Source organism: Thioclava electrotropha, assembly GCF_002085925.2.
Classification (GTDB): domain Bacteria; phylum Pseudomonadota; class Alphaproteobacteria; order Rhodobacterales; family Rhodobacteraceae; genus Thioclava; species Thioclava electrotropha.
Window position 1 is genome coordinate 3,989,521 of sequence record NZ_CP053562.1, and the last position, 15,932, is coordinate 4,005,452.

Sequence of the window (15,932 nt, forward strand, 5' to 3'; positions counted from 1 at the left end):
GACCGCATTCCCCGACAGAAGGGCATGCAAGCGGCTACGGAATGGGTAAGGACAGACCCCGATCATCGGCAAAATTCGGCACGGCGCTGAACCGCCTTGCTGCTGCGCGCGCAGGCCGTGCGCAGACGGCGACCGGATTCGTCAGCCAGCCCGAGCCGCGCACGATCGGCTCTTACGCCAAGGGGCGGCAACTCGTGCAGGGCAACTTCCTGTTTGCGGGCTCTCTGATCGAAGGTCCGGGGGTCAACATCTGGGATCTGCCGATCCCCGGCCCGGCTTTCGAGGATGCGCTGCAAGGCTGCGGCTGGCTCGACGATCTCGCGGCGCTGGGCACCCGCGAGGCGCGCCTGCGCGCACAGGACTGGGTCTTCGGCTGGATCGACCGCTTCGGCGACGGCAGCGGTCCGGGCTGGACGCCGGACCTGACAGGCCGCCGCCTGATCCGCTGGATCAACCATGCAATCCTGCTGCTGAACGGACGCGAGCGCGAGGATGCTGATCGCTTCTTCCGCGCGCTCGGCCAACAGACGATCTTCCTGTCGAAACGCTGGGCGGGCGCGGCCTGCGGGCTGCCGCGGTTTGAGGCGCTGACCGGGCTTGTCTATGCGGGGCTCGCGCTGACCGGAATGGAGCGCCATGCCGACCCCGCGCTGGAGGCCCTGTCGCGCGATTGCGCGGCGGAGATCGACGCCGAGGGCGGGATCGCGACCCGAAACCCCGAGGAACTGCTGGAAATTCTGACGCTGTTGAACTGGGCAGCGGAGGCGTTGCAGACGGCAGGACGCACGCCGCCCGGTCCGATCCTCGACGCGATCGCGCGGATCGCCCCCACCCTGCGCGCGCTGCGCCATTCCGATGGGGCGCTCGCGCGGTTTCACGGTGGCGGGCGCGGACCCGAAGGGCGGCTCGACACGGCGCTTTCGGCGACCGGTATCCGCAGCGTCCGGCGCGAGCCGATCGCGATGGGCTTCGTGCGGATGCAGGGCGGGCGCGGCTCGCTGATCATCGACGCGGCGCGACCGCCGCAGGGCGAGGCCTCGGCCAATGCCCATGCCTCGACGCTGGCCTTCGAGCTGACCTCGGGACGTCGCCCGCTGATCGTCAATTGCGGGTCGGGTGCGCAATTCGGCTCGGACTGGCACCGCGCAGGCCGCGCCACCGCCAGCCATTCGACCCTCTCGATCCGAGGCTATTCCTCGTCCCGCCTCGGCCCCGAGCGTCTCTTCGGACGGGCCCCGCGCGCCTATCTCGACAAGACGCCGAAAACCGTCTGGTTCAAGCCCGACGATCTGTCGGAGACCGGGATGATCTTCGGCCATGACGGCTATGCCGAGACCCATGGCATGTCGCATATCCGCGAGCTGGACCTGTCCGTCGACGGGCGCGAATTGCGCGGCCGCGACACGCTCGGCGCGATGACCCCTGACGACATCGACCGGTTCGACCAGATATTCGAGCGTGAAGGTCTGCGCGGCATTCCCTTCGACATCCGCTTCCACCTGCATCCCGATTGCGACGCGGCGCTCGATCTGGGCGGCACCGCCGTCTCGGTCGCGCTGCGCACCGGGAAATCTGGATTTTCCGCCATGACGGGGTCGCCGATCTGGCGCTGGAACCCTCGGTTTACCTCGAAAAAGGGCGCATTCGCCCGCGTCCTGCGCAACAGATCGTGCTTTCCAGCAAGGTTCTGGACCGGGCTTGCCAGATTGGCTGGACCTTTTCGCAAGCACGCGATAACTCCACGGCCATCGACGCGCCCTGACCTTGGGGCAGATCCCGAGGATGGCCCTGGGCGCCCCTGACCTGAGCCTTGCGAGGAGCTGCCCGTGACCCGCCCGATCCCCCTGACCCGTGCGCTGATTTCCGTTTCCGACAAGACCGGACTGGTCGACTTCGCCCAGGCGCTTGCCGCGCGCGGCGTCGAACTTCTCTCGACCGGCGGCACCGCCAAGACCCTGCGCGAAGCTGGCCTCAGCGTGCGTGACGTCGCCGATCTGACGGGCTTCCCGGAGATGATGGACGGTCGCGTCAAGACGCTGCATCCGAAAGTGCATGGCGGCCTGCTGGCACTGCGCGACAACGAAGAACACCTCGCCGCGATGGAAGCGCATCAGATCGAGGCGATCGATCTGCTGGTGGTGAACCTCTACCCGTTCGAGGAAACGGTCGCGAAGGGCGCCGATTACGACACCTGCATCGAGAATATCGATATCGGTGGCCCGGCGATGATCCGGGCTGCAGCGAAGAACCATGCCTTTGTCTCGACCGTCGTGGATGTCGAGGATTACGCCGCCGTTCTGGAAGAGCTCGACGCGAATGACGGCGCTACCTCCTACCCGTTCCGCCAGCGCCTCGCCCAGATCGCCTATGCGCGCACTGCGGCCTATGACGCCGCCGTCTCGACCTGGATGGCAGGCGCGATCGGCGAGCAGACCCCGCGCCGCCGTGCCTTCGCAGGCACGCTCGCGCAGACCCTGCGCTACGGCGAGAACCCGCACCAGCAGGCTGCCTTCTATCTCGACGGCACGAACCGCCCCGGCGTCGCGACCGCCAAGCAGCTTCAGGGCAAGGAGCTGAGCTACAATAACATCAACGACACCGATGCCGCCTATGAGCTGGTCTCGGAATTCGGCACCGAGAAACCCGCCGTCGCGATCATCAAGCACGCCAACCCCTGCGGCGTTGCGACCGGCAAGACCGTGATCGAGGCCTATAAGCGCGCCTTCGACTGTGATCGCACCTCGGCTTTCGGCGGCATCATCGCGCTGAACCAGACGCTGGACGCGGCCACCGCCGAAGAGATCACCAAGATCTTTTCGGAAGTCATCATCGCACCCTCGGTCGACGACGCCGCGAAAGAGGTCATCGCGAAGAAGAAGAACGTGCGCCTGCTGGAAACCGGCGGCCTGCCCGATATCACCGCACCGATCACGACCTATCGTCAGGTCGCGGGCGGCTTCCTCGTGCAGGACAAGGACAATGGCGTGATCACGCTGGACGATCTGAAAGTCGTGACCGAGCGCCAGCCCTCCGAGCAGGAACTCAAAGACCTGCTATTCGCGTGGAAAGTCGCGAAACACGTCAAGTCGAACGCGATCATCTACGTCAAGGACGGCGCGACCGTCGGCGTGGGCGCGGGCCAGATGAGCCGTGTCGACTCGACCCGGATCGCGGCGCGCAAGGCTGAAGACATGATGGAAGCCGCTGGCCTGACCGAGACGCCCACCAAGGGATCGGTCGTGGCGTCCGACGCCTTCTTCCCCTTCGCAGACGGTCTGATCACCGCGGCTGAGGCCGGCGCCACCGCGATCATCCAGCCCGGCGGCTCGATGCGCGATCAGGAAGTGATCGACGCGGCGAACGAGCGCGGGCTCGCGATGGTCTTCACCGGAATGCGCCATTTCCGCCACTGATCTGCCGGTATCTTTGCGTAGCCCGGTAGATACCGGGCTGCGCCTTCTGGCATGAAGACGTGACGAGAAACAAACGAGGGCCAGATGCGGCTAGCAGCGAAAGTGACAGCGGGCGTCCTGCTCCTCGACCAAGTGTCGAAATATATCGTCGTGCAGGGGATGCATCTCGATCAGCGCGGCGCGATCGACGTGGTGCCGCCCTATCTCAACTTTCGCATGGCATGGAATCGCGGCGTGAATTTCGGCCTGTTCTCCGGCGAAACCGACTGGATGCGCTGGGTACTGATTATCGTGGCGCTTGTGATTTCGCTCTGGGTCTGGGCCTGGATCGCGCGTGAGCCGCATTCGGCGCGGGTGAATATCTCGGCAGGGCTGCTGGTCGGCGGTGCGCTTGGCAACGTGGTCGACAGGCTCGTCTATGGCGCGGTGGCGGACTTTCTGAACATGTCGCTGCCGGGTTGGCAGAACCCCTATTCTTTCAACGTCGCCGATGTGGCGATTTTCCTCGGCGCGGTCGGTCTGGTGCTGTTCACCGGCAAGGACCATCGCGCCAACGACGGCTAGCCTGTTTTTCGCAGGTGACGACGCTCCAATGTTGCGTTAAGACGGGGGCGGAACTGGCAAGGGAGTGGTTCATGCAGGCGAAGATCGGCACGCTCGGACTCGCGTTTACAGCGGTACTGACGCTGGCTGCCTGCGGCAATTCCCGCGACCCCAGCCTGATGAATCTGCGCTCTTCGCATCAAGGCCCCGATGAATTCGGCGTGATCCCGACGAAGCCGTTGGAGATGCCGGAGAATCTCGCTGCGCTGCCGCCGCCCACGCCGGGTGGCAAGAACATCACCGATCCCACGCCCGAGGCCGATGCCGTTGCCGCTCTCGGTGGCAATCCGCGCCGCCTCGACGAGACCGGACAGGTCCCGACCTCGGATCGCGCGCTGGTCTCCGCCGCGTCGCGCTACGGCAGCCAGTCGGGCATCCGCCAGACGCTTGCCGCCGAGGATTACCAGTGGCGCAAGGATCACGACGGTCGCCTGCTGGAGCGTCTGTTCCAGGTCTCGGTCTATTACAAAGCCTACAAGCCGATGGAGCTCGACCAGTCGGCAGAGCTCGAGCGCTGGCGCCGCCTCGGCGTCGTCACGCCCGGCGCACCGCCCTCGGGCGAAGCGCAGCGCGCGGTCAAGTAACCCGAAAAATCATCACGAGAACGTCACCGGCGTTTGCACGTCGGGCGAGAGTGCTTATCTTCGCCCAAACTGTGTCTTGTGAGGAGTTGGGCATTGCGTGCATTTCTGTTCGCCCTGCTAACATTGGCAGGTCTGAGCCCGGCGGTGGCCGGTGACGTCTCTACCTTCGAGTTGGAAAACGGCCTGAAAGGCATCGTGATCGAGGATCACCGTGCCCCGGTCGTGGTCCATATGGTCTGGTACAAAGCCGGATCGGCTGACGAGAAGCGCGGTAAATCCGGCATTGCCCATTATCTCGAACACCTGATGTTCAAGGGCACCGACACGATGGCTCCCGGTGAGCTGTCGAAGACGGTCGCGGCCAATGGCGGCTCGGACAACGCCTTCACCAGCTACGACTACACCGCCTATTTCCAACGCATCGCGGCCGACCGGCTGCCGCTGGTGATGAAGATGGAAGCGGATCGGATGCGCAATCTGCGAATTTCGCCCGATGACGCGAAGACCGAGCTGCAGGTGATCCTCGAAGAACGCGCGCAACGCACCGATTCCAACCCGCGGGCACTGTTCAACGAGCAGGAGCGCGCCGCCCAGTTCCTCAATTCGCCCTACGGCACGCCGGTCATCGGCTGGCGCAAGGAGATGGAAGGGCTGACGCGGCAGGACGCGCTCAACTGGTATCACGAATATTACGCACCCAATAACGCGATCCTCGTGGTCGCGGGCGATGTGAAGCCCGACGAGGTGAAGGCGCTGGCCGAGAAGTATTACGGCAAGCTGAAACCGACCGAAGACCTCTCGCCCCGCGCCCGTCCGCAGGAGCCGCCGCAACGCGCCTCCCGGCACCTGACCTTCGAGGACCCGCAGATCGCCCAGCCCTATCTGGTGCGCAGCTACCTCGCCCCCGAACGCAATCCGGGCGACCAGAAGCGCGCCGCCGCCCTGACCGTGCTGTCAGAGATTCTCGGCGGCAATCAGGCGACCTCCGTGCTGGGCCGCAAGCTGATCTATGGCGACGGCACCGCGATCTATGCGTCGAGCTATTATGACGGCATGTCGATCGATGCGACGACCTTCAACCTCTCGGTGATGCCCGCCAAGGATGTGAGCCTCCCCGAGGCCGAAAAGGCGCTCGACACGGCGCTGAAGCAATTCCTGAAGGAAGGTATCGACCCCGAGCAATTCGCCCGCATCAAGACGCAAGTGAAGGCCGCCGAAATCTATTCGCGCGACAACACGCAAGGGCTTGCGCGGCGCTATGGCGAAGCGCTGGCCTCGGGCTTCTCGGTGAAAGACGTCGAGGATTGGCCGGATGTTCTGACCTCGGTGACGGAAGAGGACGTGATGGCCGCCGCCCGCGACCTGTTCCAGAACAAGGACTCGGTGACGGGCTACGCGAAGCGCCCCGATGACGCCCCCACCGAAGCTGCGGCCCCCGCCGCGCCGCCCGCGCCTGCGCAGGAGATCACCCAATGATCCACACCCGTTTCCCGATCACAGCGCGCCTCGTGATGGCGTCGCTCTTCGCCTTCGTGCTGGCGCTGCCCGCCCGTGCGATCGACATTCAGCAGGTCACCTCGCCCGGCGGCATCAAGGCATGGCTGGTGGAGAATCACGACATTCCCTTCACCGCGCTCGACATCGCCTTCCGCGGCGGCGCGAGCCTTGATGCAAAGGGCAAGCGCGGCGCGATCAACCTGATGACCGCCACGCTCGAAGAGGGCGCGGGCGAGAAGAACTCGCAGCAATTCGCCGAGGCCGAGGAAGCGCTGGCCGCGCAATTCGGCTTCGACGTGGGCGACGACTCGCTCGATATCTCGGCCCGTATGCTGACCGAGAACCGCGACAAATCCGTCGACCTTCTGCGCGAGGCGCTGGTCAATCCGCGCTTCGATCAAAGCGCGATCGAACGCGTGCGCCAGCAGGTGCTGGCCGTGATCGCATCGAGCAAGCAGGACCCGAACGACATCGCAGGCGAGAAATTCCGCGAGATCACCTATGGCGATCACCCCTATGGCAGCTCGCTCAACGGCACCGTCGACAGCGTGAAGGGCCTCACGCGCGAGGATCTGTTCGAGGCCAAGGACCGCGTGATGAGCCGCGATCACATGGTGGTTTCCGCCGTGGGCGACATCACCCCGGAAGAGCTCGGGCCGATGCTCGACAAGCTGCTGGGCGATCTGCCCGCCAAGGGTGCCGACATGCCGCCCCCCGCCGATCCGAGCTTCAAGGGCGGCGTGACCACGGTCGATTTCGACAGCCCGCAATCGGTGGTGATGTTCGGCCAGAAAGGGATCGGGCTGAAAGACCCCGATTTCTTCGCGGCCTATGTGCTCAACCAGATCGTCGGCGCGGGCGGGTTCTCGTCGCGCCTGATGGACGAGGTGCGCGAGAAGCGCGGCCTGACCTATGGCATCGCCTCCTATATCGTCGACAAGGATCTGGCGAAGACGTGGCAGGGCAGCTTCGCCTCCGCCAATGAGAAGGTCGCCGAGGCGATCTCGGTCGTCAAAGAGCAGTGGAAGAAGGCCGCGACCGGCCAGGTCACCGACAAGGAGCTGGAGGACGCCAAGACCTACCTCACCGGCGCCTATCCGCTGCGTTTCGACGGCAATGGCACGATCGCGGGTATCCTGACGGGGATGCAGCTCAACGAGATGGCCCCGAGCTATATCGACACCCGCAACGACAAGGTGAACGCAGTCACGAAGGCCGATGTCCAGCGCGTCGCCAAGCGTATCCTGAACCCCGACAACCTGACCTTCGTGGTCGTCGGACGCCCGCAGGGCCTGAACTGATTTGGCTGGGGATAGCTGGCGCGAATCTCTTTAGATGAGCGCCGCGCCATGCTATCCCTAGTGGAATGAACCAGCACAACCGCAATATCGGCGCGTCTGAGCGCCCCGTGATCCGGCAGCTCGATGACGCTGCGGCAAACCGCATCGCAGCGGGCGAAGTGGTCGAACGTCCGGCCTCGGCGGTGAAAGAGCTGGTGGAGAACGCGCTGGATGCGGGCGCGTCGCGGGTCGCGGTGGAATATTGCGATGGCGGCAAGACGCTGATCCGCGTGACCGACGACGGCTGCGGGATGACCGCCGACGATCTGCCGCTGGCGCTCTCGCGCCATGCCACCTCGAAGATCGACGGTTCGGACCTTCTGAACATTCACACCTTCGGCTTTCGTGGCGAGGCGCTGCCCTCGCTCGGCGCGGTCGGGCGTCTGACGATCACCTCGCGCGTCGACGGTCTCGACGCCTTTCAGATCGGCGTGGCGGGCGGCCAGATCGGTCCCGTGAAACCGGCGGCGTTGAACCGGGGCACCGTGGTCGAACTGCGCGACCTGTTCTTCGCCACGCCCGCGCGGCTGAAATTCATGCGCACCGACCGGGCCGAGGCGCAGGCGATCGCCGATGTGATGAAGCGGCTGGCGATGGCGGAGCCCTATGTCAGCTTCACCCTCACCGATGTGTCCAATGGCAAATCGCGCGAGATCTTCCGCGCCGATGGAGAGCAGGGCGAGTTGTTCGATGCGCTCTCGGAACGTCTGGCCCGGGTGATCGGGCGCGCCTTCTCGGATAACGCGGTGAAGATAGACGCCGAGCGCGAAGATATCCGCCTGACCGGCTACGCGGCACTGCCCACCTATTCGCGTGGCGCGGCGGTGGAGCAGTTCCTCTTCGTCAATGGCCGCCCCGTGCGCGACAAGCAGCTGACCGGGGCGCTGCGTGCGGCCTACATGGATTTCCTCAGCCGCGAGCGTCACCCCGCCGCCTGCCTCTTCCTGACCTGCGAGCCCGAGCGCGTCGACGTCAACGTGCACCCCGCCAAGGCCGAGGTCCGCTTCCGCGAGGCCGCGACCGTGCGCGGGCTGATCGTGACCGGGCTGCGCCATGCGCTGGCTCAGGCCGGGCACCGGGCGTCCTCGACCGTCTCGGATGCGACGCTTGGCGCGATGCGCCCCGAACCGACCGCCGATCAGCCGCCGCGCATTTACCAGATGGATCGCCCGAGCCTCGGCGCGATGCGGTCGTCCTACTCCGCGCAGGCGCCGCTGCCCGATCCGGGCTATCAGCCCCCCTCCTACCAGCAGCCGTCCTTCCAGGAGGCCCCCGCGCCCAGCTTCGACTATGCGCCCTCGGCCCGCGCCGAAGCCCCAGCGCCTGCCGAGCCTGCGCTGACCGAGAGGCCCTTGGGCGCGGCGCGTGCGCAGGTGCATGAGAATTACATCATCGCCCAGACCGAGCGCGGCATCGTCATCGTCGATCAGCACGCCGCGCATGAGCGGCTCGTCTATGAGAAGCTGAAAGGCCAGATGGCCGAGAATGGGGTGCCCGCGCAGGCGCTGCTGATCCCCGAGATCGTCGAACTCAGCCAGGGCGACGCCGCGCTGCTTTTGGAACATGCCGACGCTTTGTCGCGCCTCGGCCTCACCATCGAACCTTTCGGCGGCAGCGCGATCGCAGTGCGCGAGACCCCCGCCGTTCTGGGCGAGATCAATGCCGAAGGGCTGCTGCGCGACGTACTCGACGAGCTCTCCGATCTGGGCGACAGCCAGTTGGTGCAGGCCAAGATCGAAGCGGTGCTCAGCCGAATGGCCTGCCACGGCTCGATCCGCTCGGGCCGCCAGATGCGCGCCGACGAAATGAACGCGCTGCTGCGCCAGATGGAGGCCACGCCCCATTCCGGCCAGTGCAACCATGGGCGTCCGACTTATGTCGAATTGAAGCTCAGCGATATTGAAAGACTGTTTGGCCGCACATGATCCAGCTTGGCGATATGACCCTGACCCTGAACGACCCGCTGACGCTCGGCCTTCTGCTCGGCAGCGCGGCACTTGTTATCCTGCTGATTCTGATGGTCGCCATGCTGCGCGCTGCGGGCCGTCAGACCCGTGCGATGGACCCGATGGTCGGCCAGATGAACCTTCTCGCTCAGCGGGTGCAAAACCTCTCGGACGGGCAGCAACAGCTGTCCGGCGGGCTGCATCACGTCTCCGAGGCGCAGGCCGCGAGCCAGACCAAGGTTCTCGCTCTGATGGAGCAGCGTCTGGCCGAGGTTTCGCGCGGCATGTCGGAAAGCCTGCATGGCACCGCGACCCGCACGGCGCGCTCGCTGGGAGATCTGCATCAGCGGCTGGAGGCGATCGACAAGGCGCAGGCCAATATCGAGAAGCTTTCCGGCAATGTGCTGGGCCTGCAGGACATCCTGTCGAACAAGCAGACCCGTGGCGCTTTCGGGGAGATTCAGCTGCACGATATCGTCGGCAAGGCGCTGCCCTCGGACAGTTTCACGATGCAGGCGACGCTTTCGAACGGGAAGCGCGCGGATTGCCTGATCCATCTGCCGAACCCGCCCGGACCCATCGTGATCGATAGCAAATTCCCGCTGGAAGCCTATGAGGCGCTGCGCCGCGCCGACACGCAATGGGAGCGCCAGGAGGCCAGCCGCGCGATGAAAACCGCCGTGCGCGCCCATATCAAGGCGATCTCGGAGAAATACATCCTCGAAGGCGAGACGGCGGACGGCGCGCTTATGTTCCTGCCCTCCGAGGCGGTCTATGCCGAGCTGCACGCGAATTTCCCCGAACTGGTGCGCGAAGGCTTTGCCGCGAAGGTCTGGATCGTCTCGCCCACGACCTGCATGGCGACGCTGAACACGATGCGCGCCGTGCTGAAAGATGCACGGATGCGTGAACAGGCGGGCGCGATCCGCAAGGAATTGGCCGCGCTTTATTCCGATGTCGACCGGCTCGGCACCCGTGTCGAAAACCTCGACCGGCATTTCGGGCAGGCTGCGAAAGACATCTCCGAGATCAAGATTTCCGCCGAGAAAGCCGGGAAACGCGCGCGTCGCCTCGACAATTTCGATTTCGAGGAACTGGCCCCCGATACGGCCGCACAGCCGCTGCTTGTCTCGACCGCCGAAAAGAAGGCCTAAGCGGCGCCAAGCGTCGCTTTTCGGCTGCGCCCCCCTTCGGAGATTGGCATAGAGTGCGCCCATGAGTGACGAGGTCCGTTTCGACAGGGGGCCGGACGGTCGGCCCTGCCGCTTCCGCGAGCCCCATGAGGTTATCCGCGCCGATGCGCCGGAGGATCTACCCGCAGCTTTCGCGGCGATCACGCGCGCACAGGACGAGGGGCGATGGCTGGCGGGGTTCGCGTCCTACGAGCTGGGCTATTGTCTGAGCGAACGCCTCGCACCGCTCTTGCCCGAGAACCGCGACCTGCCGCTGCTGGCCTTCGGGGTTTACGACGCGCCCGAGGATGTCCCGCCGCCGATCTCGGAGAACGCGCCGCAGATCGAGCTGGGCGAGCCGCTTTGGCCCGAGGCGCGCTATGCCGAAGCCTTTCGGGCTGTCCACGACTATATCGGCGCGGGTGATTGCTATCAGGTGAACCTGACTTTCCCGATCCCCGTTACAAGCGATGCCACGCCCGAGGCGCTATACGCGGCCCTGTCCAGCGCGGGCCAAGTCCCGCATGGGGCCGATGTCGCGCTGGCCGGGGTGCGGCTGCTGTCGCGCTCGCCCGAACTGTTTTTCCGCGTCGAGGGCAGCAAGATCGTCACCCGGCCGATGAAGGGCACGCGCCCGCGCGGCGCGACGCCCGAAGAGGACGCCGCGCTGAAATCCGATCTGATGGGGGCCGAGAAAGACCGCGCCGAGAACCTGATGATCGTCGATCTGCTGCGCAACGACGTCTCGCGCATCTGCACGCCGGGCTCGGTCAAGGTGCCGCGCCTCTTCGAGGTCGAGACCTATCGCTCGGTCCACCAGATGATCTCGGAGATCGAGGGCGAGCTGGTCCCCGGCACCGGCCTGCCCGAGATCCTGCGCGCGATGTTCCCCTGCGGCTCTGTCACCGGCGCGCCGAAGATCCGCGCGATGGAGATCATCCACGAGCTGGAACCCGACCCGCGCGGCATCTATTGCGGCGCGATCGGCTGGGCCGCGCCCGATGGCCGAATGGAGTTCAACGTCGCGATCCGCACGCTGATGCAGACCGGCCCCGGCAGATGGCGGGTGAATGTCGGCGGCGGGCTGGTCTATGATTCCACCGCCCACGGTGAATATGAGGAAGCGCTTTGGAAAACCCGGTTCCTGAAGATCTGAAACTGATCGAGACTTTCGGCTGGCATCCCGGCGAAGGTATCCGCCGCCGCGCCCGCCATATCGCCCGGCTGACGCGCAGCGCCGAGCAGCTTGGCTATCCGCTCGACGGAGAGGAACTGACGGTAGCCCTCGAAGCGATTTTCGGCGAGAGCCCGCTGCGGGTGCGCCTGACCCTCGACGCCAAGGGCGCAATCGAGATCACCTCAGCTCCCCTGACGCCAACCACCACGTGGCGCCTTCATATCTCGGGCGTCACCCTCGACAGCCAGGACCCGATGCTGCGCCTCAAGACCACGGCGCGCGCGCCCTACGATGCCGCCCGCGCCGCCCTGCACGCGGGCGTGGACGAGGCGATCCTGCTCAACGAACGCGGCGAGATCTGCGAAGGCACGATCACCAATCTCTTCCTCAAGCGCGACGGAATTTACCTGACCCCGCCGCCAACCTGCGGCTTGCTGCCAGGCATCCTGCGCGAGGAGATGCTGGAGACAGGGGCCGCCCGCGAAGCCGTCCTGCGGCCCGAAGACCTGGCGCAAGGCGAGGTCTTCATGGGCAACTCCCTGCGCGGCCTGATCCCGGCGCAGTTATGACGCGACACGCAAACGCTTGCGCAGGCCGTGCAATGGCGAGATGATGAGCCCAAGAACGGAGGCAGCCATGCTCACCATCAGCCCGGCGAAAATCGCCCATGTCATCATCCGCGCGCGCAAGTTTGACGCGGACGTGCCCGGCTCGGGTCAGGCCCGCGAGTTGCGCGCCTTCATCGCGGCGCTGAACGAGGATGAAAAGGCATCGCTGACCGCGGTGATGTGGATCGGGCGCGACACCTATGACGCGTCGGAACTCGAAGAGGCGATCGCCACCGCCAAAGCCGAGGCGACCGCGCCGACCGAGGATTACCTGCTGGGCAATCCGATGCTGGCCGACCATCTCGAAGACGGGCTGAACGCGCTCGGCATCTCGCTCGAAGAGGCCGAGGAAGACATCTACCCCACGGTCTGAGCGGCGCGCTCCGACCATCGAAAACGACAAAGGCGGCCCCCGCAGGAGCCGCCTTCCTCATTTCCAACCTTGGCGCACGAAACGCCTCGGATCAGGCCACCAGACGATAGCCGCCCGATTCCGTCACCAGCAGGCGCGCGTTCGAGGGATCGGGCTCGATCTTCTGACGCAGGCGATAGATATGCGTCTCGAGCGTGTGGGTGGTGACGCCCGCATTGTAACCCCAGACCTCGTGCAGCAGCACATCGCGCGGCACCACGCCGTCGGTCGCACGGTAGAGGAACTTGAGGATGTTGGTTTCCTTCTCGGTCAGACGCACTTTGCGGTCCTTGTCGTCCACCAGCATCTTCATCGCGGGCTTGAACGTATACGGGCCGAGCTGGAAGACAGCGTCTTCGGACTGTTCATGCGTGCGCAGCTGGGCGCGCAGACGGGCCAGAAGCACCGGGAACTTGAAGGGCTTGGTGACGTAGTCATTGGCACCGGAGTCGAGGCCAAGGATCGTGTCGGCATCGGTATCATGGCCGGTCAGCATCACGACCGGGCATTTCACGCCGCTCTTGCGCAGCTTCTTGCACAGTTCGCGGCCATCGGTATCGGGAAGGCCCACATCCAGCACGACGAGGTCGTAAAGCGTCGATTTCGCCTTATCTACCGCTTCGTGACCATTGCTGGCCTCGAAGACCTCGAAATCATCGGTCGCGACAAGCTGCTCGGCGAGCGCCTCGCGCAGATCGTTGTCATCGTCAACCAAAAGGACCTTCTTCAATGATGCCATGTCCTGAGCCTCCATATGTGTTCGACGAATAGCTGTTGCCCTTTCACAGCGATGGCAAGGGTGGTGAAACCTATCTCACGCTGACGTGTCGAATCACCGGGAGATATTTCAATTTGTTACAGTCGAGGCTATCTCAGAGCGCATGACCGGCAATTTTTCCCTCGGGCCGAGCCCGGCTGAACGACTGAATCGCGCCCGCGCCGATCTGCGCATGGGGCTGCCCGTTTTGCTGTCCGATCACCTTACCGTGGCGGTCGAGACGCTCTCGCCCGAGCGGCTGGCGGCGTTGCGCGCGCTGGGACCGCTGACGCTGGTCCTGACCGCGCGCCGGGCCGAGACGCTGAAAGCGCGCGTCTATGACGCCGATATCGCGCGGATCGAGGTGCCCGCTGACGCCGATCTGCTCTGGCTGCGCGCGCTCGCCGATCCGGCAGACGATCTGCGCGTGCCGATGAAAGGCCCGCTCAAGGCGCTTCGCGGCGGCGATGCGGATCTCGCCCGCGCCGCGATCAGGCTGGCGAAATCCGCACAGCTTCTGCCCGCAGCGCTGATGGTCGCAGCGCCCGACCCTGCGCCGACGGATCTGACCTGCATCACCGCCGAGGAGGCGCTTGCCGCCGCCGACATCCCGCAGGCTTTCGCCCCGGTCTCCGCCGCGCGCGTGCCGATGCGCGCCGCCGAAGCCGGTCGGCTGCATATCTTCCGCCCCGACAATGGCGCGGAGGAGCATTACGCGATCGAGATCGGCCGTCCGGATCGCTCCAAACCCGTGCTCGCGCGGCTGCATTCGGCCTGCTTCACCGGCGACGTGCTGGGCTCGCTGAAATGCGATTGCGGCCCGCAGCTGGATGCGGCGCTGACGCTGATGGGGCATGAGGGCGCGGGCATCCTGCTCTATCTCAATCAGGAAGGGCGCGGGATCGGGCTTGCCAACAAGATGCGCGCCTATTCGCTGCAGGATCAAGGATTCGACACGGTGGAGGCGAACCACCGTCTCGGCTTCGAGGATGACGAACGCGATTTCCGCATCGGCGCGGCACTGCTGCGCAAGCTCGGGTTTTCGCAGGTGCGGCTGCTGACCAACAACCCCGCCAAGGTAGCGATGCTGGAAGCCAATGGCATCGACGTGACCGAGCGCGTGCCGCTGAAGGTCGGCATGAGCCGCCATAACGAGAACTACCTCGCCACCAAGGCCGCGAAATCGGGGCATATCCTGTGATGCGCCTCACGCCCACGGGCCTGTTGTTCCGCGGTCGCCGCTTTCCGGTCGAGATCGGCCGCGGCGGCGTCAGCGGCAGCAAGCAGGAGGGCGACGGCGCGACTCCTTCGGGGCGGCTCCATATCCTGCGCATGTTCTACCGCGCGGATCGGATCGTGGCGCCTCAGGACTGGGCCGAACCGATCGGCCCACGCGATCTGTGGTGCGACGCGTCCGGGGATTCGGCCTATAACCACTTGGTCCGCGCCCCCTACCCCGCTTCGCATGAGGCGATGCGGCGCGCCGATCCGCTCTATGACATCGTGCTTGTGACCGACTGGAACTACCCGACGGCAGAGGCTGGCAAAGGCTCGGCCATCTTCCTGCATCAGCGCCGCCGGGCTGGCTACCCGACTGCGGGCTGCCTCGCCTTCCGCCGCGATCACCTGATCTGGATCGCACAGCGCATCGCACCGGGCGAGCCGCTGGAGATTCCCCTTCGGCTTGGCGGAAATATCCTCCGGGGGTCCGGGGGCGGACAGCCCCCGGCGCTCAACGCCCGCGACAAAGCTTAGGAATAGTCGCGCGCGCCGAAGATCGCCGAGCCCACACGCACATGGGTCGCGCCCGCCGCGATCGCTTTCTCGAAATCGGAACTCATCCCCATCGACAGACCGTCGAGCCCGTTGCGCCCGGCCATCTCGGCCAACATCGCGAAATGCGGCGCAGGGTCCTCGGATTCGGGCGGGATGCACATCAACCCAACAACGGGCAGGTCCTTCCCGCGCATATCCGCGACGAAAGCGTCGAGATCATCAGGCAGCACGCCCGCCTTTTGCGGCTCGCACCCGGTATTGACCTGAATGAAAAGATCGGGCGACGCCCCGCGCGCCTGCGCCAGATTAGCCAGCTTCTTCCCCAGCGAGGGCCGGTCGAGCGTGTGAATCGCTTCGAACAGCTCCACCGCCAGCTTCGCCTTGTTGGATTGCAGCGGCCCGATCATATGGACTTCGCAGCCGGGAAATTCCTCGCGCCAGGCGGGCCACTTGCCCTGCGCTTCCTGCACGTAGTTTTCGCCGAACAGCCGATGGCCTTCGCGCAGCACCGCCTCGACTCGCTCGGCGGGCTGGACCTTCGACACGGCGATCAGCTTCACCGAGTCCGCCTCGCGCCCTGCTTCTGCTTCCGCTTTCGCGATCCGCGCCTGAATCTCGCTCAGTCCCATCTGGCCCTCCGTCGTCAG

General features: G+C 65.4%; 14 protein-coding genes and 1 pseudogene. 13 read left to right on the top strand and 2 right to left on the bottom strand.

The window, feature by feature from the left end; all coding sequences use genetic code 11:
* The first annotated feature begins 41 nt into the window (after positions 1-41).
* From AKL02_RS21345 to AKL02_RS19070, 11 genes and pseudogenes are all read left to right on the top strand, one after another.
* Positions 42-1,762, top strand: a pseudogene (locus tag AKL02_RS21345) (heparinase II/III family protein).
* 64 nt (positions 1,763-1,826) lie between these two features.
* Positions 1,827-3,413 carry a bifunctional phosphoribosylaminoimidazolecarboxamide formyltransferase/IMP cyclohydrolase gene (gene purH, locus AKL02_RS19025; RefSeq protein WP_083078019.1) on the top strand — a complete coding sequence of 529 codons (1,587 nt, stop codon included), beginning with the start codon at positions 1,827-1,829 and terminating at the stop codon, positions 3,411-3,413.
* An 84-nt stretch (positions 3,414-3,497) separates the two neighbouring features.
* Positions 3,498-3,977, top strand: coding sequence for a signal peptidase II (gene lspA / locus AKL02_RS19030; RefSeq protein ID WP_078600918.1), 480 nt, complete (start codon positions 3,498-3,500; stop codon positions 3,975-3,977).
* 71 nt (positions 3,978-4,048) lie between these two features.
* Entirely contained in the window at positions 4,049-4,600 is a 552-nt protein-coding gene (locus AKL02_RS19035) for a DUF3035 domain-containing protein (RefSeq protein WP_083078020.1), read from the top strand.
* A 93-nt stretch (positions 4,601-4,693) separates the two neighbouring features.
* The gene (locus AKL02_RS19040) at positions 4,694-6,076 is read left to right on the top strand and encodes a M16 family metallopeptidase (protein ID WP_083078021.1); all 1,383 of its coding nucleotides are present in this window, start codon (positions 4,694-4,696) and stop codon (positions 6,074-6,076) included.
* A complete protein-coding gene (locus AKL02_RS19045; protein ID WP_083078022.1) occupies positions 6,073-7,398 on the top strand; it encodes a M16 family metallopeptidase in 1,326 nt (441 codons plus the stop codon). Before AKL02_RS19040 ends, AKL02_RS19045 begins: the two co-directional genes overlap by 4 nt.
* A gap of 65 nt (positions 7,399-7,463) precedes the next feature.
* Positions 7,464-9,362: a DNA mismatch repair endonuclease MutL gene (gene mutL, locus AKL02_RS19050; RefSeq protein ID WP_083078023.1), complete on the top strand. Its 1,899-nt coding sequence runs from the start codon at positions 7,464-7,466 to the stop codon at positions 9,360-9,362.
* Positions 9,359-10,537, top strand: a complete 1,179-nt coding sequence (locus AKL02_RS19055) for a DNA recombination protein RmuC (RefSeq protein WP_083078024.1) — start codon at positions 9,359-9,361, stop codon at positions 10,535-10,537. The genes mutL and AKL02_RS19055 overlap by 4 nt, the downstream gene beginning before the upstream one ends.
* Positions 10,538-10,598: 61 nt before the next feature.
* Positions 10,599-11,711 carry an aminodeoxychorismate synthase component I gene (locus AKL02_RS19060; protein WP_083078025.1) on the top strand — a complete coding sequence of 371 codons (1,113 nt, stop codon included), beginning with the start codon at positions 10,599-10,601 and terminating at the stop codon, positions 11,709-11,711.
* Entirely contained in the window at positions 11,684-12,301 is a 618-nt protein-coding gene (locus tag AKL02_RS19065; RefSeq protein ID WP_083078026.1) for an aminotransferase class IV family protein, read from the top strand. Before AKL02_RS19060 ends, AKL02_RS19065 begins: the two co-directional genes overlap by 28 nt.
* A 67-nt stretch (positions 12,302-12,368) precedes the next feature.
* Positions 12,369-12,713, top strand: coding sequence for a DUF3775 domain-containing protein (locus AKL02_RS19070; RefSeq protein WP_078521547.1), 345 nt, complete (start codon positions 12,369-12,371; stop codon positions 12,711-12,713).
* Between the two features lie 91 nt (positions 12,714-12,804).
* Here the strand turns inward: AKL02_RS19070 and AKL02_RS19075 are convergent, their stop codons facing one another.
* The gene (locus AKL02_RS19075) at positions 12,805-13,491 is read right to left on the bottom strand and encodes a response regulator transcription factor (protein WP_078521549.1); all 687 of its coding nucleotides are present in this window, start codon (positions 13,489-13,491) and stop codon (positions 12,805-12,807) included.
* Positions 13,492-13,633: 142 nt separating this feature from the next.
* On the opposite strand from AKL02_RS19075, the gene ribA reads away from it, so the two are divergent.
* Together ribA and AKL02_RS19085 are read left to right on the top strand one after the other, a co-directional pair.
* Positions 13,634-14,710: a GTP cyclohydrolase II gene (gene ribA, locus AKL02_RS19080; RefSeq protein WP_083078027.1), complete on the top strand. Its 1,077-nt coding sequence runs from the start codon at positions 13,634-13,636 to the stop codon at positions 14,708-14,710.
* Positions 14,710-15,264, top strand: coding sequence for a L,D-transpeptidase family protein (locus tag AKL02_RS19085; protein WP_083078028.1), 555 nt, complete (start codon positions 14,710-14,712; stop codon positions 15,262-15,264). The genes ribA and AKL02_RS19085 overlap by 1 nt, the downstream gene beginning before the upstream one ends.
* Here AKL02_RS19085 and AKL02_RS19090 read toward each other — a convergent pair.
* Positions 15,261-15,914 (bottom strand): YggS family pyridoxal phosphate-dependent enzyme, encoded by a 654-nt coding sequence (locus tag AKL02_RS19090; RefSeq protein ID WP_083078029.1) that lies wholly within the window; start codon positions 15,912-15,914, stop codon positions 15,261-15,263. The genes AKL02_RS19085 and AKL02_RS19090 overlap by 4 nt on opposite strands.
* Positions 15,915-15,932: the final 18 nt, after the last annotated feature.